Origin of the sequence: Bacteroides sp. AF29-11 (assembly GCF_003602895.1) — a bacterium.
Classification (GTDB): domain Bacteria; phylum Bacteroidota; class Bacteroidia; order Bacteroidales; family Bacteroidaceae; genus Bacteroides; species Bacteroides uniformis.
Map to the genome: position 1 here is coordinate 504,107 of NZ_QTLY01000001.1, position 22,306 is coordinate 526,412.

The 22,306-nt window shown below is 47.2% G+C and carries 14 protein-coding genes, 1 tRNA gene and 1 pseudogene; 13 read left to right on the plus strand and 3 right to left on the minus strand.

The features are described from left to right. Positions 1 to 770: 770 nt before the first annotated feature. Both DWZ03_RS20430 and DWZ03_RS01835 read left to right on the plus strand, forming a co-directional pair. A pseudogene (locus DWZ03_RS20430) lies at positions 771 to 1,814 on the plus strand (glycoside hydrolase family 95-like protein); the annotation flags it as partial. 120 nt (positions 1,815 to 1,934) lie between these two features. Next, positions 1,935 to 3,056: a heparin lyase I family protein gene (locus DWZ03_RS01835; protein ID WP_117589189.1), complete on the plus strand. Its 1,122-nt coding sequence runs from the start codon at positions 1,935 to 1,937 to the stop codon at positions 3,054 to 3,056. Between the two features lie 135 nt (positions 3,057 to 3,191). Here DWZ03_RS01835 and DWZ03_RS01840 read toward each other — a convergent pair. Beyond that, positions 3,192 to 3,263 (minus strand) — tRNA-Arg (locus DWZ03_RS01840). A 204-nt stretch (positions 3,264 to 3,467) separates the two neighbouring features. On the opposite strand from DWZ03_RS01840, the gene DWZ03_RS01845 reads away from it, so the two are divergent. From DWZ03_RS01845 to DWZ03_RS01880, 8 genes are all read left to right on the plus strand, one after another. After that, complete coding sequence (locus DWZ03_RS01845; protein WP_005830698.1) at positions 3,468 to 5,315, plus strand: 2-oxoacid:acceptor oxidoreductase subunit alpha; 1,848 nt, start codon at positions 3,468 to 3,470, stop codon at positions 5,313 to 5,315. Positions 5,316 to 5,412: 97 nt separating this feature from the next. After that, the gene (locus tag DWZ03_RS01850) at positions 5,413 to 6,417 is read left to right on the plus strand and encodes a 2-oxoacid:ferredoxin oxidoreductase subunit beta (protein ID WP_005834397.1); all 1,005 of its coding nucleotides are present in this window, start codon (positions 5,413 to 5,415) and stop codon (positions 6,415 to 6,417) included. Between the two features lie 630 nt (positions 6,418 to 7,047). Further along, on the plus strand, positions 7,048 to 10,428 hold the full coding sequence (locus DWZ03_RS01855) for a SusC/RagA family TonB-linked outer membrane protein (RefSeq protein WP_394811522.1): 3,381 nt from the start codon (positions 7,048 to 7,050) through the stop codon (positions 10,426 to 10,428). Between the two features lie 31 nt (positions 10,429 to 10,459). After that, complete coding sequence (locus DWZ03_RS01860) at positions 10,460 to 12,142, plus strand: SusD/RagB family nutrient-binding outer membrane lipoprotein (RefSeq protein ID WP_044467467.1); 1,683 nt, start codon at positions 10,460 to 10,462, stop codon at positions 12,140 to 12,142. A 301-nt stretch (positions 12,143 to 12,443) separates the two neighbouring features. Beyond that, entirely contained in the window at positions 12,444 to 13,952 is a 1,509-nt protein-coding gene (locus DWZ03_RS01865) for an amino acid adenylation domain-containing protein (RefSeq protein ID WP_120128595.1), read from the plus strand. An 8-nt stretch (positions 13,953 to 13,960) separates the two neighbouring features. Further along, positions 13,961 to 14,203, plus strand: a complete 243-nt coding sequence (locus tag DWZ03_RS01870) for an acyl carrier protein (RefSeq protein ID WP_005830717.1) — start codon at positions 13,961 to 13,963, stop codon at positions 14,201 to 14,203. Between the two features lie 3 nt (positions 14,204 to 14,206). After that, positions 14,207 to 15,595: an MBOAT family O-acyltransferase gene (locus tag DWZ03_RS01875; RefSeq protein WP_120128598.1), complete on the plus strand. Its 1,389-nt coding sequence runs from the start codon at positions 14,207 to 14,209 to the stop codon at positions 15,593 to 15,595. Positions 15,596 to 15,607: 12 nt separating this feature from the next. Further along, positions 15,608 to 16,696, plus strand: a complete 1,089-nt coding sequence (locus DWZ03_RS01880) for a hypothetical protein (RefSeq protein ID WP_005830721.1) — start codon at positions 15,608 to 15,610, stop codon at positions 16,694 to 16,696. Here DWZ03_RS01880 and upp read toward each other — a convergent pair. Then, complete coding sequence (gene upp, locus DWZ03_RS01885) at positions 16,639 to 17,298, minus strand: uracil phosphoribosyltransferase (RefSeq protein WP_035457545.1); 660 nt, start codon at positions 17,296 to 17,298, stop codon at positions 16,639 to 16,641. The genes DWZ03_RS01880 and upp overlap by 58 nt on opposite strands. Positions 17,299 to 17,590: 292 nt before the next feature. Between upp and pckA the strand changes: the two genes are divergently transcribed. Together pckA and DWZ03_RS01895 are read left to right on the plus strand one after the other, a co-directional pair. Then, positions 17,591 to 19,198 carry a phosphoenolpyruvate carboxykinase (ATP) gene (pckA, locus tag DWZ03_RS01890; protein ID WP_008662559.1) on the plus strand — a complete coding sequence of 536 codons (1,608 nt, stop codon included), beginning with the start codon at positions 17,591 to 17,593 and terminating at the stop codon, positions 19,196 to 19,198. Positions 19,199 to 19,335: 137 nt separating this feature from the next. Then, on the plus strand, positions 19,336 to 19,983 hold the full coding sequence (locus tag DWZ03_RS01895) for a nitroreductase family protein (protein ID WP_008662557.1): 648 nt from the start codon (positions 19,336 to 19,338) through the stop codon (positions 19,981 to 19,983). Positions 19,984 to 20,073: 90 nt separating this feature from the next. Here the strand turns inward: DWZ03_RS01895 and typA are convergent, their stop codons facing one another. Then, positions 20,074 to 21,873: a translational GTPase TypA gene (gene typA, locus DWZ03_RS01900; RefSeq protein WP_120128601.1), complete on the minus strand. Its 1,800-nt coding sequence runs from the start codon at positions 21,871 to 21,873 to the stop codon at positions 20,074 to 20,076. 158 nt (positions 21,874 to 22,031) lie between these two features. Here typA and rpsO point away from each other — a divergent pair, with 158 nt between their 5' ends. Further along, entirely contained in the window at positions 22,032 to 22,301 is a 270-nt protein-coding gene (gene rpsO, locus DWZ03_RS01905; RefSeq protein ID WP_005830737.1) for a 30S ribosomal protein S15, read from the plus strand. The last annotated feature ends 5 nt before the right edge of the window (positions 22,302 to 22,306 follow it).

Consider the following 22,306-nt stretch of genomic DNA (forward strand, 5'->3'; position numbering starts at 1 on the left):
ATTTTTGCAGGCTTGATATCGGTAAAATGTTATTATTCCCTGAAGGGAAGATACTTTCAGGCACTTTTTATCTCGACATTTACAATGCCGAACTGACCGGACACCTAAAAACTGACAAAGGTGACTTGACTTTCCACGCCTATACTCCCCAACCCGAAGAAGTGAATATCGTGGAAGTTTCCTCCGGAATCCCTTACCGTTGGAAGGGGATTCCCGGGAATCCATGCTCTCCCCGCATAAGAGTATTTCCCCATTTGAAGGAAAAATTGAAATACAAGGACAACCCCGTACCTGTCGTCAACCAAAAAGACAAAGAAGGTAGTTGGGTACAATCCTTGTTGGCAGGAGGAGACTATGCAACCTACTGGAAAGAAGTGCCGGACGGAAAATCACGCTCCGTATTGTACATATCTACAGCCAATGAAGTACCGGCTTCATCCCTTTCTCTTGCCAAAGCCATCAAAACCGTAGAAGCAGCACAGATTACAGGTACTAAATTATTGAAACAAAAGACACGCCAATGGTGGAACGCCTACCACGAACGTTCTTTCCTTTCCATTCCGGACAAAAAACTGGAGAACTTTTATTTCATACAGATGTACAAACTTGCCACTTGTTCTCATCCGGATGGCCCGGCAATGGACGTAATGGGCACTTTCTTCAAACTGAGCCCATGGCCCAGTTTCTGGTGGAACCTAAATATACAACTGACTTATATGCCCATAGGACCAGCCAATAGGATGGAACAAGGCAAAAACTTCCAGCGACTGATGGATGAAGTGTTTCCTTCACTTGTCCGTTCTATTGAACCATGCAAGATAGGTGACTACACCTGGGCATTGCAAAACTATTATATGTACCTGCGATATGCCGGTGCTGACTGGCAAGATATCAAACAACAAGTAGTTCCAAAAGCACTGGACGCATTTGCCGTATTCGATAAAATACTGTGTTATAAAGAAAACACATGGCATCTCACCCATATTGAGTCTCCCGAATATGAAGGGTTCCAAAAATACAATGACAGCAATTACGGATTAGCTTCACTGAGCTGGTTGCTCCAAACATTGATAGCATGTCATGACAGAACTTCAAGCACTCATCCCGACTATGCACGCTGGAAAGAAATCCTGACACGACTGGCTCCATATCCCACCAATGAAAACGGTCTGATGATTGCCGCCAACAAACCGCTGGAGAAGTCCCACCGCCATTATTCGCACCTATTGGCCTTCTACCCTTTCCGACTTTTACATCCCGATGTACCAGAGAACCGTAAACTCCTGGAGAAATCCATCGAACACTGGTTGTCTTTAGAAGATGGGAAAGGATTAGCAGGATATTCCTATACCGGAGCAGCTTCTCTATATGCCTATTTGGGTAACGGTAACAAGGCTTACGAACGCTTGGCACATTTCATCAACAAACCAATCGGAATCAGCATTCTGCTACCCAATACATTCTATGTGGAAAGTCAAGGCAAGAATCCGGTAATAGAAACCCCATTAAGTGCTGCGGCCTCCCTTACTGAGCTGCTTATACAAAGCTGGGATGAGACTATACGTATCTTCCCGGCTGTGCCAGACCATTGGAAAGATTGTGCTTTCCATGCCCTCAGGGCGGAAGGAGGATTTACCGTCTCGGCTCAACGCCAAGACGGAAGAACCGAATGGGTCAGCCTGACCAGTGAAAAAGGACAACCTTGCCGTATACAGTTATCCGGATGGGATGCCGTCCATCAGCTATCTGCAGGACGTACCGTCTCCATCAAACCGCTGGGTAATGAGACCTATGAACTGGACCTGAAAACCGGAGAAAGCGTAACGCTGGCCCCTGACAAATCAACAAAATGCAAACTACGCCTTATCCGGGCAAAAAACAAATCCCAATCCAACTTCTATGGAGTGAAATCAAGAAAAGGTTTGCCCGAAATAATGGAATGGCCGGAATTAACTCCCATCAAGGAACGTGTGAATGTACAGGCCGACTCTGCTCGTATCCGACAGATTGTCGACGGCTGTTGGGTGGCCGTAGGTACCAATAAGTCCCATGCCATACAACTGGACTACTCCCGTCCCTTTCAAGGACAGCCTTCTTACCGTTTTGAGCTGAAACAAGATGACAACACTCTGGAAGGCTACTCTAAAGGAGAAACCAAAGGTCGCGCCGAACTATGCTATTGCTATGCCGTATCCGACGATTTCAAAAACTATCCGGCAGATGAATATCCCAATGCTCAAAAGATGAAGACCGTCTATCATTATGGCAAGGGAAGTTGCCCGCAAGGTTCATCCATGAGCTACACATTCTCTGTTTACATTCCACATACCCTTGACAAAAACGTATCTACCATCTTTGCCCAATGGCACGGCATGCCAAGCCGTACACTTGTGTCCGACCCTGATGGCAAAGTAATGAGACTCAGTACCAAGGAGTTTCTGGAACTGGAGAGGCGAATGATTTTCAAGAAAAATACGGCATATGATAAAATTATCAAAATCAACGCCCAAGGAGATACCCTCTACAGAGCAGGGAAACCGAACGGTTGGCTGATAGAACAAGGCGGTTATCCCCCGCTTGCCTTCGGCTTTTCACAAGGTTATTTCTACATCAAAGCCAATTCGGACCGCAAATGGCTGACGGACAAGACCGACCGCTGTAATGCCAATCCTGACAAGGCAGAAATCATGCATCCAGTCACCTCTACCTTCAAAACCTCGACAATAGCATATAAAATGCCATTCGAGAATTTCCCCAAAGATTGCTGGATAACTTTTCAGGTAAATATAGACTGGACCGAATATGGAAAAGAAAAAGAAACCATTCTTAAACCCGGACTTCTTGACGTAACCATGTCCTACCGTCAATCAGAAAAGGAAGTGAAAGAACATATCGTAAACAATGAGGAGATACTGATTGGCCGCAATGACGAAGAAGGATATTACTTCAAATTCGGCATATACCGTGTCGGCAACAGTACCATTCCGGTTTGCTATAACCTAGCCGGTTATAAAGAGCAGTTCCGAAAAGTAACGACAAGAATCACGCAATTTTAAATCCCATATTTTTCAACTCAACACAGAACGATTGATTTCTTGTTTTTTCGTAGAAAAACAAAAAAGGAAGAAATAATAGCCGAATTCAACAAGCAACAAAAAGCCCGCCACCTTAATGGAGACGGGCTTGAAAAGTAGCTCCGAGGGGAATCGAACCCCTATCTAAAATTTAGGAAATTCTTGTTCTATCCGTTGAACTACAGAGCCTCAACTGATAATCAGCGGAATATGTAGAATATTTATAGAACTTCTACACTATTTTTACACGACGCAAGCTGATTACGGATGCAAAGATAATGTATTCTGCCGATTTTCCGAAAAAAGTTTTGTTAATCCGATTAACTTTCCGAAATTTGCTGCCTATGTAAACGGAATAGTAATCCTCAAATAATCTATAGTAATTCGTAAGTTATGGCAAACGACATGATGGTCAAAGAACTGGAGCAAGTGGTAGTCCGCTTCTCCGGAGATTCCGGCGATGGTATGCAGCTCGCCGGCAACATCTTTTCAACAGTTTCGGCTACCGTGGGCAATGATATCAGTACATTCCCCGACTATCCGGCAGATATCCGCGCCCCGCAAGGCTCACTCACCGGTGTTTCCGGTTTTCAGGTACATATCGGTGCAGAGAAAGTCTATACCCCAGGTGACAAATGCGACGTATTGGTAGCGATGAACGCCGCCGCACTGAAAACCCAATATAAGTTTGCTAAATCCACTGCTTGTATCATCATCGATACAGATGCTTTCCAGAAGTCAGACTTGGAAAAGGCCGCTTTCAAGACCGATAATCCGATAGAGGAAATGGGTATTAAGCAGGATGTCATCGCCGCCCCCATCTCGAAGATGGTGAAAGACTGCCTTGCCGACACCGGAATGGACAACAAGTCCATGCTGAAATGCCGCAATATGTTTGCAGTAGGCCTGGTATGCTGGCTGTTCAACCGCGATCTGAAAATAGCCGAAGATTTCATCCGCGAGAAATTCGCCAAAAAGCCCGAAATTGCCGGGGCAAATATCAAGGTCATCCATGCAGGATATGACTACGGACACAACACCCATGCTTCCGTAGCCCATACATATAAGATTGAAAGTAAGACTACCGTTCCCGGCAGATACATGGATATCACGGGGAACAAAGCAACTGCTTACGGTTTCATCGCCGCAGCTGAAAAGGCTGGCTTGAAGCTGTTCCTCGGCTCCTATCCCATTACTCCGGCAACCGATGTACTGCACGAACTCTCCAAGCACAAGTCTCTGGGCGTGATGACCGTGCAATGCGAAGACGAGATTTCCGGTTGCGCCACTTCTATCGGCGCCGCTTTTGCAGGTGCGCTGGCTGTGACCTCCACTTCCGGTCCCGGTGTCTGCCTGAAATCGGAAGCTATGAACCTGGCAGTCATTACAGAACTTCCGCTGGTTGTGCTCGACGTGCAACGTGGCGGTCCTTCTACCGGTCTGCCCACCAAGTCAGAGCAGACAGACTTGTTGCAGGCATTGTTCGGCCGCAACGGTGAAAGCCCAATGCCCGTCATCGCCGCCTCTTCACCCACAAGCTGTTTCGACGCAGCCTACATGGCAAGCAAAATTGCACTGGAGCACATGACCCCGGTCGTATTGCTGACCGACGGCTTTGTTGCCAATGGCTCCGGCGCCTGGAAGCTGCCCAAACTGGCAGACTATCCCGCCATCACCCCTCCCTACGTGACTTCCGAAATGAAGGACAACTATACTCCGTACAAACGCAATCCCGAAACAGGTGTCCGCTATTGGGCCATCCCCGGACAAGAAGGCTATATGCACATCCTCGGCGGTCTGGAGAAAGACAGCAATACCGGTGCCATCTCCACCGATCCCGAAAACCATGACTTGATGTGCCACCTGCGTGCCGAGAAGGTTGCCAAAATCCCCGTACCTGATGTAGAAGTGCAAGGCTGTGCAGATGATGCCGATTTGCTGATTGTCGGTTTCGGCGGTACATACGGCCACTTGTATTCGGCCATGGAAGAGATGAACAAGGCAGGCAAGAAGGTTGCCCTCGCCCACTTCACTTATCTGAATCCGCTCCCTAAGAACACGGAAACCGTTCTGAAGAAGTACAAGAAGGTGGTAGTTGCCGAACAGAATCTCGGACAATTTGCAGGTTATCTACGTATGAAGATAGACAACTTCACCCCGTACCAGTTCAACGAAGTCAAAGGACAACCGTTCGTCGTTGCCGAGCTGGTCGCAGCGTTCAATAAATTAATTGATAATTGACAGTTGACAATTGATAATAACCATGCGTAATATGCGGATTATCAATGACCAGCCACCAATTATCAACTATCAATTATCAACTCAATTAAAAAAGATTATGTGCGAATATACAGCAAAAGACTATAAAAAAGGACAACCCCGTTGGTGTCCGGGTTGTGGTGACCACTTCTTTCTGGCTTCACTGCACAAAGCAATGGCAGAAATCGGCAAAGCTCCTTGGGAGAATGCCGTCATCTCAGGTATCGGCTGCTCCAGCCGTCTGCCCTATTACATGAATACGTATGCGATGCAGACCATCCACGGACGTGCTGCCGCCATCTCTACAGGTGCCAAGGTTGCCAATCCCAACCTGACGGTATGGCAAATCTCCGGCGACGGTGACGGTCTGGCCATCGGCGGTAACCACTTCATCCACGCCGTACGCCGTAACATCGACCTGAACATGATTCTGCTGAACAACCGCATCTACGGTCTGACCAAAGGTCAATATTCTCCGACCTCTCCACGTGGTTTCGTCAGCAAGTCGTCTCCCTATGGTACGGTAGAAGATCCATTCCACCCGGCAGAGCTTTGCTTCGGTGCCCGCGGCCGTTTCTTTGCCCGCGCGGTAGCTACCGATGCTCCGGGGACAGTGGAAATATTGAAGGCAGCCATGGCTCACAAAGGGGCTTCCGTTTGCGAGATTCTGCAAAACTGCGTTATCTTCAATAACGGTACGCATGACTCCGTAGCCAAAAAGGAAGACCGCGCCAAGAATGCCATCTACTTGAAACACGGCGAACCGATGCTCTTCGGCGAGAACAACGAATACGGACTGATGCAGGAAGGCTTTGGTCTAAAAGTCGTGAAACTCGGTGAGAACGGCATTACAGAGAAGGATATCCTCATCCACGATGCCCACTGCATGGACAACACCCTGCAACTGAAGCTTGCCCTGATGGAAGGTCCCGACTTCCCGATTGCACTCGGTGTTATCCGCGATGTGGAAGCTCCTACTTACGACGATGCTGTTCATGAACAAATCGAAGAGGTGTCTGCCAAGAAGAAGTATCACAACTTCGAGGAGTTATTGATGACGAATGATACGTGGGAAGTAAAATAAACCACTAAGATTTATTAATATCATGTTTGCACGAAACAAATAAGGTGCAAACATGATATTAATTTCCTAAAAGTAAGAGTACCTCCCTATCCTTTCTCTCCCAAACATAGATACTTATTACGCCAAACATGCAGTTCTTCCATCAAGAATAACTATATTTGCCACAGTAACCATAGTAGTCACATTTTGAAAGTGATTCTCTGATTTATACTGGCTTAATATCAATCTCACAAACCGCAGGCTGATAGCTCTTTCGTTCGAGTAATCCTTCCCGGATAAAGGTCAAAAACACTCCCACCCTGAAAAGAAAATGCAACCACTGCAACTGCACCAGATTTTATTGTAGTGATAGAGCATACCTCCGATGAACAAGGCTACCAATAAGGGTCGACAACAAGACTTCAAAGGAAGAGAGGGAAATTGTAGAATACCTACTGTGGATTTTTTCCACATCTCCACACCACAAACACCCGAACTTTCCTTTTTCCCGATAGAAAATAAGCAATTGATTATCAATATCATTCATTCTTAAAAGGATAGTCTGCCTTTCGTTTGGCATACCTCTTGCTAAAATATCCGCCGAAAGGACGTAACATTTATAATAAGATAAATCAATTATTTTTCAGTAGTATGAAAATCAGGATGAGAAAACGGTGTGACATTCCACATTCAGCGTCGCACTTCCAAAAAAGTTTGATTATTGCAAGTTGGTTATTAACATTTCTTTTCACCGGAACAGCCTTTGCACAAGAGTACCGAACCATTACAGGCATTGTAAGAGATGTAACGGGAGAACCGCTTATCGGTGCCAGCGTCATACAGAAAGGCACCAACAACGGCGTCATTACCGATGTGGACGGCAACTTCACACTGACCGTTCCTGCAGATGCAACACTCTCTATCGCTTACATGGGCTATGCTACCCGGGAGATAAACCTGGCAAAACGAAAAAAGCAAGGCGACCTGAAGATTACACTCAGCGAAGATACCCAGCAACTGAAAGAAGTCGTAGTAACGGCAATGGGTATCAAAAAAGACACGAAACGTGTCGGCTATGCCATCAGTACCATCAGTGCAGACGAATTGGTAAAGGCAGGAGCACCCAACTTTGCCTCTGCCATGTACGGTAAAGCACCGGGAGTCCGCATCACACAGACACAAGGCGGTTCTGCCGGAGCTGTCTCCATCAACGTACGCGGACTGACTTCCATCACTGGAAATAACCAGCCACTCATCATTCTGGACGGTGTACCCATCCGCAACGGCGGCACGGGTAAAAGCACGGACTTCGCCGAATTTGGCAACGACGGACAAATCCGTTCCAATGGTCTGGTAGACATCAACCCAGAGGACATCGAGAGCCTCAGTATTCTGAAAGGAGCTTCCGCCACAGCTCTCTACGGCTCGGAGGCTGCAAACGGTGCGGTAGTCATCACTAGCAAGCGCGCCAAAAGCGGCAAGCTGACGGTGGACTTCAATGCCCAAGTCATGGCAAACTTACCGGCTTATCTGCCAAAAGTACAGACCGTATACGGGCCGGGAACCTACAACACCGCATACAGCGATTATGAGAAACAGACGGGAGGCTTCTATCAGAGAACCCTAAACGGACAAAGCTACAAAAGCCTCCGTTCCACCACCTTGTCCTTCGGCCCGAAATACGACGGCAGCGAGGTACTTTACTGGGACGGGAAGATGCGCCCCTACCAGGCACTGACCGACAACCCGTGGAAAGAGTTGTTTCGCACCGGCTGGACCCAGACTTACAATCTCGCCATCTCACAAGGGACGGAAACCACCAGCAACCGCTTCTCCTACACATTCATGGACGAGATTCCCAATGCCCTGACCGGAAGCTTCACCAAACACAACTTCAAGCTGACCGGTTCGTATCAACTGGCAAAACCGCTGAAACTGGAATACTCCCTTAACTACATCGTACAGAATGTAGAAGACCGCCCGCAAACCTCGCTCAACCTATACAGCGGTTTCGGCAACATGTTCTCCACCTTCCTGGACATTCCCTATCTGAAACAAAGCTACGTCACCAGTCTGGGATACCGTAATACCTTTGTCGGAGGAAACGCCACGCTGACTCCTGAGGAATCATGGGCCTACGACCCCAGTTACGCCACCGGAGTGAACAACATGCTGTGGAATATGTACCATCACCATAGCGACGAGACAGAGAACCGGCTCATCGGTATGATTCGCCCCACCTGGCAGATAACCAACTGGCTGAGTCTGCGTGCCCAGGTTTCAACTGATATCACAGATGTGAAGCAAACACTGAAATATGAAAGCGAACAACCCAATTCCCTATACGACCCCAACGGCAGCTTCCAGTCCATCAACCGCCGTTACGACATTGTTTATGGAGATGTTATGTTGAACTTCAACTATAATATCAACCGCTTCGACATTGCCGCCACCGTAGGCTGGACCGGACGCTACGAAAATATGAACAATATGAGGGTCTCCACCAATGGCGGGCTTGTCACGGAAAACTGGTTCGACCTCAATGCCAGCCGCTACACGCCAAGCAGTACCCTGCAACGTATGGAACTACTGAAAACCGGATATATGGGTACACTGAGCCTGGGATGGGACAACTATCTATTCCTTGAACTGACCGGACGCCAGGAACGATCGTCTACCCTAAAAGACCAGAGTTTTTTCTATCCTTCCGCTAATCTGAGTTTTCTCTTCACCCAAGCCTTCCACATGCCGTCATGGTGGAACTATGGAAAACTGCGCCTCTCATACGGTATCGTAGGAAATGCTCCTGAAACCTATACCGCCAATATCGTCTACGAGCAAGGTTCGGACAACGGATTCACCTGGAACACCATTCCCTCTTCATGGGGGAATGCAGATATCCGTCCGGAAAAGAAATACGAATACGAGATAGGTCTGGAAAGCAAGTTTTTAAATAACCGGTTGGGTATAGATATATCCTACTACAACAACCGTGTAAAGGACCAGATACTCTCCACGCCGCAACCTTCCACATCAGGCGTAAAGAATGTGTTGATGAATGTGGGCGAGGTAGCCAACCACGGCTGGGATATATCAATCAGTGCCACTCCCATACTGACCAGAGATTTCCGCTGGGACCTGACAGCCAACTATGGTGTATATAAGAACAAAGTAGTGAAACTGGCCGATGGAGTGCCCTATCTGGAAATACTCAACTCCGGAGGCAGCGGAATAAAAATACAAGCTGTGGAAGGCCAGCCAATGGGTGACATCTATGCACAGGTTCCCCAAGTGAACGAAAACGGTGAGTACCTCGTTTCCGATAAAGGTCTTTACCTCAACCAAACCGAATTGCAGAAAGTCGGCAACATCAATCCGGCAGGCGTAGGAGGTCTATTCAACTCTTTCTCCTACAAGAATGTATTCCTCGATTTCAGTATCGACTTCCGCATCGGAGGGGATGTCATCAACGAAATGAACCAATATGCCACCGCAGTGGGTCTGACACCCGAATCCCTGAAGTACCGTGATACGGAACACGGCGGACTATCCTATTACTATCCGGGCGACAACAATTCCAGCGGAATTCCGGTACAAGTAGACCCTTCCACGGGTGCCGGCCCCAACGGAGAGATAATCTACCACGACGGCATCATCCTTCCGGGTGTAGTGGCCTCCACTGGCGAAAGAAACACACGTATCATTCCGGCAGGCTATTACTACAACACCACCTATAATTGGGGAACGGAGGCCGAACAGCTGACATACCGCCATTCGGTATTCGACAATTCTTATGTCAAACTGCGTGAATTGACCATCGGCTACCAGTTTCCCGAAAAGATGATTTCCAAACTGGGACTGGGCCGGCTGAGTGTGTCGGTCTTCGGACGTAACCTCTTCTACTTCTACAAAGCACTGAAAAACTACGATGCGGAGTCGTCCGTCGGAACATCCTGGGCCAACCAGGCTACCGTGGGAAGTTCTACCACAGCTACCCGCAGTTTCGGTGTTTCACTTCGTGCAAGTTTCTGACAAAACAACCATCCAAAAAACAACAAAGAGTATGAAAAAGACAAAGATATTATCTCTTGTTTCATTGGGAGCATTCCTCTTGACAACATCAAGCTGTACGGATTATGACTTCGACAGCAAATACGAAGACCCCTCCAAAGTAACCCAAGTCACCATCAGTAATCTGATGGTAGGAGTCTTCCAAAAAGTAAAGGACTATGATGTTTACGAATACAACCGGTTCTTCGGATTCGATTCACAGTTTACGGGCAAGTATGCACAAACCTTCGGCTACTCCAACACTACGGATATGTATACCCCCGGCTATATACCCGCTATTGACGGACAGTGGGACAATGTGTATTCGGCACTGGCCCAGTTCCGTAAGCTGGAATCTCTCTACGAGGAAGAAAGCTCGGCAGAACAAGCCCAGGACGAGGCATTCTATCTTGCCGCCAAAGTACAGTTGTACGATTTCTTTGCCGCCACAGTGGACGTTTTCGGGGATATGCCTTTCTCGGAAGCTTGTACGCTGCCGCTTACCAACGATGTAGGTAAATCGTATGCTCATTATGACAAGGCCGAGGATATTTATAAAACCATTCTTGATGAGCTCAAAGAAATTGCTCCACGGTTCCGTTCCATCCCCACACCGAGGAACTTCAATACACAAGACTTTATCAACAACGGGGACATGGACAAATGGGAACGTTATGCAAACTCCTTGCGACTGCGCCTTGCCATGCGCGTAGCCGCGCAAGGAGACTTGCAGGCGGAAGGCCGTACCGCCATCAAGGAAATCCTGGAAAATCCGTCAGCCTATCCGTTGATAGAGGAACAAGAAAACAACATTCTCATTGTCAACCAGAAGTCTGGGCAACTGAACTTCACCGCAGGCCACGGACTGGGTGACTGGGTAACCAACCGACTTGCTTCGGGCGCCATCATCGACCGCATGCTGGGCCATGGCAACTATGATATGACCAGCAATGACCCACTGAGCGGCGTTTATGTGAAAGGAGAAGACGACCCGCGCATCCTGCTCAACTTCAATCCCGTGAAGATTACCAACCAAAACACCGGTCAATTGGACGAGCACCGTTATCTGGGTACAGACCTTACCGTGGCAGATGAGCTGACGGAATATTACAACTCGCAGGCACAAGACGAAGTCAATACCAGCAACACCGGTTTCTCACAAATCACGCAGAAAGGTTTCTTTTGGGAAAACGACAAATTCGACATGCTGATAATGGCCTCACCCGAAATCCATTTCCTGAAAGCGGAAGCCTATGAAATGGGGTATGGAGTGGCAAAGAATGAAGCGAAAGCGGAAGAAGAGTTCAAAAAGGCTGTCAGCCAGTCCATCACGCTTTACTACTATTACGATTCGGTAAGTACGGGTGAAAACGCACGCCGGTATGATGCCCCTACCGCCGAAGAAACCGCCTCTTTCGCCGCTGCCAAATGGAACAGCACGAAATATACAGACAAGATGGATGCCATCATTACCCAAAAGTGGCTGCATTTCGGTTTCCTAGCCAGTCGTGAGGCATGGAGTGATATCCGACGTACCGGCTATCCGTCCGGCCTGGCCTTCCCCGAAGTGGCCGGTACCATCACAAATGTGCCGAACCGCTGGAGATACCCGAATACGGAAGTCAACTACAATCCCTACTATAAAGAGGTGTCAGCCGAAGACACTTACTACCACAAACTGTTCTGGGCAAAATAAGGACTTTGTTCGCAAACCCATTTTGCCCGAAGAGTATATCATACTCACCACAGAATAACACGGATTAACACAGATTGCCTTAGGAGTTCTGATAATAAAGAGCTTTTAGCAGTGTTAATCCGTGCTATCCTGTGGTGAGTATGTATTTGCCCCCTCTGTTTCTTTTATTCCGAACAGTATCCCTCCTTTTTTAGAAATCTTAAGGATTTCCCGGTAGGGAGATTGCGGGAAACCACTGTCTTTAATGAACGACGGACAAACATCGCTTCCGCAAAAACTGAACTATAACATAACGGACTAAATGAAAAAGTATCCAAATGACTTGATTGGCGACATCATGAAAGCCTTCGGCAAATATGCCGACCGACCGGCATTCGTCATCGAAGACACGGCCTGCACTTATGGAGAGCTGGCAACTTGCGTACAGAAAATATCCTCCCTATTCAAGGACAGAGAAGACAAAATTATCGGCATCGTCGCAGAAAACAGACTGGAAACATACGCATCCATACTATCTGCACTGATTTGCGGAAAGACATACGTCATCCTCCATCCTTTCTACCCCAAACATAGGAACGACAGAATTGCCGACTCGGCAGGCATTCGCCTCGTGCTGCATACCGAGAATATCCATGTCTTGAACCTCGACACCCGGAATCTGGAACTGATATGTACCTCCGAAATAGAGCAGGCAGAGAACTCCGCCACGTTCCATGCCGCAGAAGACATCCTCCATACGGCAGAAGAGGAAAATGCCTACATCATCTTTACCTCCGGAAGCACGGGCGAACCCAAAGGAGTACCCATCTCCCGCCGTAACCTGAATGCTTTCTATACCTCCTACCACCGCCTCGGCTGGCAACTGGACGAGAACGACCGGATGCTGCAGATGTTCGAACTCACTTTTGACGTTTCCATCGTATCCTTTCTATATCCGCTGACGCTGGGTGCTTGCATATACACCGTTTCTCCGGAAGGCGTGAAATACATCAACGTAATTGAAACTCTGGAAAAATACGACCTGACCTTCGCTGCCGTGGCCCCTTCACTGCTCCAGCTGCTACGTCCCTATTTTCCGGAGATACACCTCCCCGCACTTAGATATCTAGTGGTTACTGCCGAGGCTTCTGACGCGGAGCTGTTGGATGCTTTCAGAAAATGTGTCCCCAATGCCTCTTTCATAAACCTATACGGACCGACAGAGGGAACCATCTACTGCACTGCCTACCGGATACCCGTCACCTCCTGCAAGCATCACAACGGCATGGTCGCCATCGGAAAGCCTTTCGAAGGCATCGATGCCCTGATTATGGATGCAGACGGCCGTCCGCTGCCTACCGGAGAAACCGGTGAACTATGGATTAGCGGCAATCAAGTGATGGGCGGCTACTGGAATGCTCCCGAAAAAAACGGGGAATGCCTCGTAGAGACCGCCAATGGAAAAGTATACTATAAGACAGGAGACCTCTGCCAAATGGACGCCGACGGCGACATCATTTATTGCGGACGAAAAGACTCACAGATAAAGATACAAGGGTTTCGCATTGAGCTGAGCGAGATTGAACATGTGGCAAAAAACTTTTTCAACGGTGAATGCCGTGTAGTCGTCATTCCCAAATACGACAACGACAACCAGTGCGAACTGCATCTCGTCGTAGAGAAGAAACAGCTCGACAAACAGCAGATAGAGGAATATCTGTGTAGCAGGCTTCCCTACTACATGATTCCCAAGCATATGCATTGTCTGGAACAGTTTCCGCTGAACACCAGTAGCAAAACAGACAGAAAGAAAATACAAGAACTAATTTAAACTTGACAATGGATACACAGACTATTTTGAATGAAATGAGCCTCATCTTTCGAGAGGTACTGAAAAGAGAGAACATCGTACTTGACAATGAAACCACCGCCCAGGATGTAGAAGGATGGGATTCACTGACCAACATGCAACTGATAAACAAGATAGAGAAGAAATTCAATGTACGCTTCACCTTCAGAGATATTGTAAAACTCAAAAACGTGGGAGACATCTGCCATGCCATTTTAACCAAAACCAACTAAGAAATGTCATTCATATCCCTGAACTTCGTCGTACTGTTTGCGTGTACTTTCATTCTATACCATACGCTTCCTTCACGATTCAGAAAAGCGACCTTACTGACAGCCAGCTGCCTCTTCATAGGCTTCTACCACCTCGCTTTTCTGATAACGGCCCTCATCCTCACGCTTGCCACCTTCTACTTTGGCAAATGGATAGGACAGGCCAAGCGGGAAAGCGGCATGAAGGGAATTTATTTTTCAGGTGTGTGTTTTTTGGTTGTAAGCTGGTTGGCATTCCGGTATGCCGACCGGCTTACAGACTGCCACATTCTCTTTCCACTGGGAATCTCTTTCTATACTTTCCAGGCCATTTCGTACCTGACAGAAATCTACTGGCAAGAAGAAGAACCGGAAAAGAGCCTGCCCGACTTCATGATATACATGCTCTTCTTCATGAAGTTCCTTTCCGGTCCCATAGAAAGAGCAAGTGACATGCTCCCCCAACTGAAGTCCTGCAAAGCTACGGACTATACATCCATGGTCTACGGAATGAGATTGATTGTCGTGGGACTAATAAAGAAACTGATACTGGCCGACTCCATCGCCCCATACATAGACGGTGTCTTCGGGTCGGTATACACAGCCTCGGGCGTGCAATTGCTGATGGCATGCCTCCTATATCCGATAGAGCTGTATGCCGACTTCTCCGGATATACCGACATCGCATTGGGAGGAGCGCGCATGCTGGGATTCAAGCTCAGCCCAAACTTCAACCGGCCGTTCATTGCACAGACCACTGCCGACTTCTGGCGCCGATGGCACATGTCGCTTTCATTCTGGGTACGCGACTATCTGTACCTCCCGTTGTCCTCGAGCCTGCGTGGATGGGGACAATGGGGCGTATTTCTAAGTCTGGCGCTGACCTTCACGGGACTGGGTATCTGGCATGGTGCCGGATGGAACTTCGCTGTCTACGGACTAATTCAAGGTGTCATCATCTTCTACGAGATGAAGACCACAGCATTTCACCGCAGACTGAAAGCCCAATTGGGAAGCCGCTTATATGCCACATTATCCGTCGTAAGGACCTACCTACTTTTTGCCGTATCTCTGATATTCTTCCGGGCAAGTTCTATGGCCGAAGCGTTCCACTACATCAGCCACCTCTCCTTCGGCGTACATTACAGTTGGAAGGAAATGAACATCGGAATGCCGGACCACAACAGCATTGTGGCAGGAAGCGCACTCGTACTGATATTGGTTTACGAATATTTCATGTCCAAGCATGATTTACTGGAAGCCCTCGGACGACAGCCGGCAGCCGTAAGATGGAGTATCTATTATCTGCTCGCCATAATACTTTTCACACTGGGACAGTTCAACTCGGACAGCTTCATATATTTACAATTTTGACAATAAAGACACATGATGAAGAAAAACAGCGAACGGAACGCAGCCATACGTTTCATGAAAAAGCTCTTTATCCTTTTTATCCCTTTTATAGCCCTACTGGCAGTCTATTTCCTGGACGACCCTTTCATGGTCCTGAAGAACTATGAACGATACGACCAAACCCCGGTTGTACTAAACGAAGGGCACGTGGGGTGGCAGATGTATCTGAACAACCGGGATACCATCCCCATCGACTCCTATATCATGGGAAACTCCTGCACTATGGCTTATCAATGCCATGAATGGGAGAAATACCTCCACGGCGGAAGAGCCGTACGGCTATTCGGAAATGCCGAAAGCCTTGCCGCCGTCTGCCTGAAGCTGAAGGCACTGGACAAGGCAGGTGCAACAATCAAGAACCTACTGCTGATTATCGACAAGGAATCATTGCACAACGACCGTTGCCTCACCGGACATTCCAACATTCTGCCGCCCGCCATATCGGGAATAAGCAGCTTCAAGTTTCAGAAGGAATTCTGCCAAGCCTTCTTCTACCCGAACTTTCTCTTCCCCTATCTGGACTACAAGCTGTTCCATACCTATCGCCCTTACATGAAAGGGGTTATAAACCCCTATGGCTCCACCCGAAACCCGGTAACCAATGACGTGTTAAATCCCAGAGAGAAAATGATAAAGGAAGAGGGAGATAAGTACTGGGAAAACCGGAAAGGAGAATTCACCAAAGAGAAAATGAAGAATTATAGAGACGGGAAATACCGGGAAGCCCCCCAAGTGCTCAGGGAAAAGCAAATCAATCTGTTGCAGGAAATAAAGTGGATTTGCCGGAAACATGATACCGATGTAAAAATCATTATCAGTCCCGACTACCTGCAAGTCAACATAAACCCTGCCGACGTAAAGACACTGAAGCGCTTCTTCGGAAAACGGAATGTATTTGATTTCACCGGTATCAACGAATACACGGAAGACATCCACAATTATTATGAACCGGGTCATTATAGGCCCGCACTTGGGAAAAGGCTGATGGAAAAGATATATGAACCTTATATCTTGTCACCGAACGCCAAATCTCCGGCATCTCCCAGCCCGGGAACGATATAGGAATGCTCGTTCATCTCCGGGTCGATTGCTGCACACCACAAGGTCACTTCATCTCCAGGGAACAGCTTTTCCAGATGCTCTACGCCCTGCCGGCTGGCTATGACACAAGCTATCTGCAACTTGGCCGGCATCCCCTTGGTGACGAAGGCCTTCCAGGCCAATTCCATACTTTCTCCCGTGGCAAGCATCGGGTCTACAATCAATAATGTCTTCTTGGACAAATCCGGAGTAGCGATGTATTCGATGTGTACATCCACCGTACGGCATTCCTTATCCTTATAATAACGGTAAGCGGAAACAAAAGCGTTCCCGGCATGGTCGAACATATTCAAGAATCCAGTATGCAAAGGCAATCCGGCACGGAAAACAGTGGCAATCACCACCTCGTCATCGGGTGTGCTGACCGACGCCACCCCCAAGGGAGTCTGTACCTGCTTGACAGAATACGTCAGTTCCTTACTCATTTCATACGCCATTATCTCTCCAATGCGTTCAATATTACGGCGGAAACGCATACGGTCGCCCTGGACTGCTACATCACGAATTTCCGCCACGTATTGGTTCAAGACAGAATTTGTCTCGGCAAAGTTGATAACCTTCATAATTATAGAATGTTTTGATGTGCAAAGTAAACGAATTTCACCCAATTTGCAACATTCAGTTAGCAGATATTGTTATGGTTTTATAAAAGATTTCCTATTAGAGAAAAATTTCTCTAATAGAGCTTTTCTTTAAAAAGAAAGTATTACTTTTGTAGGCGAAAAACAAGGGACCTGCTGAAAAGCAGGAAAAAAAGAGCTTTTCTACACCCGTTTTTCCTTGTAAATCAAAGGTAAAAGAGATTAAGGAAAGAGATTATAAACCAAATACCAACATTTTAAATCATTAAAAGAAATGGCAAATTTAGATTTAAGCAAGTACGGTATCCAAGACGTGAAGGAAATTATCCACAACCCGTCTTACGATGTACTGTTCGCAGAAGAAACCAAACCAGGTTTGGAAGGTTTTGAAAAAGGTCAGGTAACTGAACTGGGTGCTGTAAATGTAATGACAGGTATCTATACCGGTCGTTCTCCTAAAGATAAATTCTTCGTAATGAATGAAGCCAGCAAGGATTCTGTATGGTGGACTTCTGAAGAATACAAAAACGACAACAAACCTTGCTCTGAAGAAGCTTGGGCTGACTTGAAAGCTAAAGCTGTTAAGCAGCTGAGCGGCAAGCGTCTGTTTGTTGTTGATACCTTCTGTGGTGCCAACCCCGCTACTCGTATGAAAGTACGTTTCATCATGGAAGTGGCATGGCAGGCTCACTTCGTAACTAACATGTTCATCCGCCCGACTGCTGAAGAACTGGCTAACTACGGAGAACCCGATTTCGTATCATTCAACGCTTCTAAGGCAAAAGTTGACAACTACAAGGAACTGGGTCTGAACTCTGAAACAGCTACTGTATTCAACTTGAAGACCAACGAACAGGTTATCTTGAACACTTGGTACGGCGGTGAAATGAAGAAGGGTATGTTCTCTATCATGAACTACAAGAACCCGTTGCGTGGTATCGCTTCTATGCACTGCTCTGCCAACACTAACATGGAAGGTACTGACTCTGCTATCTTCTTCGGTCTGTCCGGTACTGGTAAGACTACCTTGTCAACTGACCCGAAACGTCTGTTGATCGGTGACGACGAACACGGATGGGATGACGAAGGTGTATTCAACTACGAAGGTGGTTGCTATGCTAAGGTTATCAACCTGGATAAAGAAAGCGAACCCGATATCTACGCTGCCATCAAGCGTGACGCTCTGTTGGAGAATGTTACAGTAGCTGCTGACGGTAAGATTGACTTCGCTGACAAGAGCGTAACTGAAAACACTCGTGTTTCTTATCCTATCTACCACATCAATAACATCGTTAAGCCGGTTTCCAAGGGTCCTCACGCTCACCAGGTAATTTTCTTGTCTGCCGACGCATTCGGTGTATTACCTCCGGTATCTATCCTGAACCCTGAACAAGCTCAGTACTACTTCTTGTCTGGCTTTACTGCTAAGTTGGCTGGTACAGAACGTGGCATCACTGAACCGACTCCGACATTCTCTGCTTGCTTCGGTGCTGCTTTCTTGAGCTTGCATCCTACTAAATATGCAGAAGAATTGGTTAAGAAGATGAACAAGGTTGGTGCTAAGGCATACTTGGTTAACACTGGTTGGAACGGTAGCGGCAAACGTATCTCTATCAAAGATACTCGTGGTATCATCGACGCTATCCTCGACGGTTCTATCGACAAGGCTCCGACGAAGGTTATTCCTTTCTTCGACTTCGTGGTTCCTACTGAATTGCCTAATGTAGATCCGAAGATTCTTGATCCTCGCGATACTTACGAATGCGCTTGCCAATGGGAAGAAAAAGCAAAAGACCTGGCTGGTCGCTTCATCAAGAACTTCGCTAAGTTCACTGGCAACGAAGCTGGTAAGGCTTTGGTTGCTGCTGGTCCGAAGCTCTAATCTGACAATAAAGTTAGAAACATATGGAAAAGGTATCTCCTCCGGGAGATGCCTTTTTTCTTTTTTAATATCTCTATCTCATTGATAATCCGAAAGTTTTAGTAGTTTTGCAGAAACCATTATTCAAATAAAGCAATATGAAAAGTATCAGATTGATGTTGGCAGGCGCAAGTTTGTTACTGCTCTGCAGTTGCGGTGCCCAGGTCCAGAAAGAGACCCAAGTTGCCAATGCAAATGAAAGCAAAGAGAATGCGGTGATTGAAACCATCATGTCACGCCGCAGCATCCGCCAGTACAAACCGCAAGCCGTGAATCGCGACACCATGCAGATTATCCTGGATTGCGGTATCAATGCACCCAACGGACAGAACAAGCAATCGTGGGAAGTGCGTGTAGTGGATAACCCGGATTTCATCAACGGCATCACGGAAATCTACAAGAAGGAAAATCCCAAAGCCGCCGAAGACCCGAAATTCAAGAACATGTTTCGCAACGCTTCTACAGTAGTATTTATTGCCAATGACCCGTCTTATGACCTTTCGCAGATTGACTGCGGACTGCTGGGTGAGAATATGATTCTATCAGCCTGGTCCATGGGAATCGGTTCTTGCTGCTTGGGCGGTCCCACGCGCTTCATGACCTCTACTCCGGCTGCTGCCGAATACCTGAAGAAACTGGATATTCCGGAAGGCTATCAGCTACTTTACTGTATCGCTTTCGGCTATCCGGACGAAACGCCCGCTGCCAAACCCCGTAATGCGGCAAAGGTAAAATTCATCGATTGACTTTCGTTTGAATGACGACAATAAAAAGGAGTGCCTCACCTTTCGGCGGGGCACTCCTTTCATATATAACAACTAAAACTCTTCTGTTTATCAGTTCTTGTTTGCGCGTTTACGCTCAAGCTCATCGAGGATAACCTTACGCATACGCATTGATTTAGGAGTAACTTCCACGTATTCGTCTTCCTTGATGTACTCCAGTGCCTCCTCAAGAGAGAACTGTACGGGAGGAATCAGACGTGCCTTGTCATCCGAACCACTGGCACGCATATTGGTAAGCTTCTTGGACTTCGTTACATTAATCACCAAGTCGTTGTCATGGGAATGCTCGCCCACTACCTGGCCTGCATAAACCTCTTCCTGCGGGAAAATGAAGAATTTGCCGCGGTCCTGCAACTTGTCAATGGAATAGGCAAAAGCCGTACCGGACTCCATGGCAATCATAGAACCGTTGGTACGCCGTTCAATCTCACCCTTATACGGTTGATATTCCTTAAAACGGTGTGCCATGATAGCCTCGCCGGCAGAAGCGGTCAACACATTGGTACGCAGACCGATGATACCGCGCGACGGCATGTCGAACTCAAGATTTACACGTTCGCCGGCACTTTCCATCTTCACCATTTCACCTTTACGACGGGTCACCATATCAATCATCTTGCTGGCATATTCTTCGGGAACATTGATGGTAAGCTCTTCAATAGGTTCGCATTTCACGCCGTCAATCTCCTTGAAGATTACCTGCGGTTGCCCTACCTGCAACTCATACCCTTCACGACGCATGGTCTCAATCAGTACGGAAAGATGAAGCACGCCACGGCCGGAAACAATCCACTTGCCGTCTTCCTCGCTCTTGCGCACGCGAAGTGCAAGATTCTTATCCAACTCCTTCATCAAACGGTCGTGGATGTGGCGGGAAGTAACAAACTTACCTTCCTTACCGAAGAACGGAGAGTCATTAATGGTGAAGAGCATACTCATCGTAGGTTCATCAATGGCAATAGGCGGCAACGCTTCCGGATTTTCGTAATCGCAGACCGTATCTCCGATTTCGAATCCTTCGATACCTACCAACGCACAGATGTCACCGGAAGACACTTCCTGCACCTTTACACGGCCCATACCTTCGAATGTATGCAATTCCTTGATTTTTGATTTCACGATACTCCCGTCACGCTTTGCCAAAGACACATTCATGCCTTCTTTCAATATGCCACGGTGTACGCGGCCCACAGCAATACGCCCGGTATACGAAGAATAATCCAGCGAAGTAACCAGCATTTGCGGTGTACCCTCCAACTGTTCGGGGGCAGGAATATTCTCCAAGATACAGTCCAGAAGCGGATAAATGTTATCAGTCGGCTGCTGCCAGTCGGTACTCATCCAATTATTCTTGGCAGAACCGTAGATAACGGGGAAATCCAGCTGGTCCTCGGTTGCATTCAAGCTGAACATCAAGTCGAACACCATCTCGTACACTTCTTCGGGACGGCAGTTTGGCTTATCCACCTTATTTACAACAACGATAGGTTTCAGACCAATCTGCAGAGCTTTCTGCAATACAAACCGTGTCTGCGGCATAGGACCTTCGAAAGCATCCACAAGCAGAATGCATCCATCCGCCATATTCAATACACGTTCCACTTCACCTCCGAAGTCACTGTGTCCCGGAGTATCAATAATGTTAATCTTGGTGTCCTTGTAGTTGATAGAAACGTTCTTTGAGAGAATCGTTATACCTCGTTCACGCTCCAGGTCATTGTTATCCAACATTAATTCACCTGTGCTCTGGTTGCTGCGGAAAAGATTTCCGGCCAAAAGCATCTTGTCAACGAGCGTCGTTTTCCCATGGTCCACATGGGCAATAATTGCAATGTTTCTAATCTTTTGCATATAATACCTATTATTTTCAGGCGACAAAGTTAGTGATTTTGGATTAGATATGCAGTATAGATATGATTTTTTTGCTGAATATCATTGTGATATAAAAGTTTATCCCTATCTTTGCAGCCCCGAAAGGGAATATTTATAATAACTTTTAATTAAACATTATGTATTTAGACGCTGCTAAAAAGCAAGAAATCTTCGGCAAATACGGAAAGTCTAACACTGATACTGGCTCAGCTGAGGCTCAGATAGCTTTGTTTTCCTACCGTATTGCTCGTCTGACTGAGCACCTTAAGCTCAACAGAAAGGATTATAGTACAGAAAGAGCTTTGACTATGTTGGTAGGTAAACGCCGTGCGTTGCTGACTTATCTGAAGGACCGCGACATCACCAGATATCGTGCTATTGTCAAAGAACTCGGCTTGCGTAAGTAATCTAC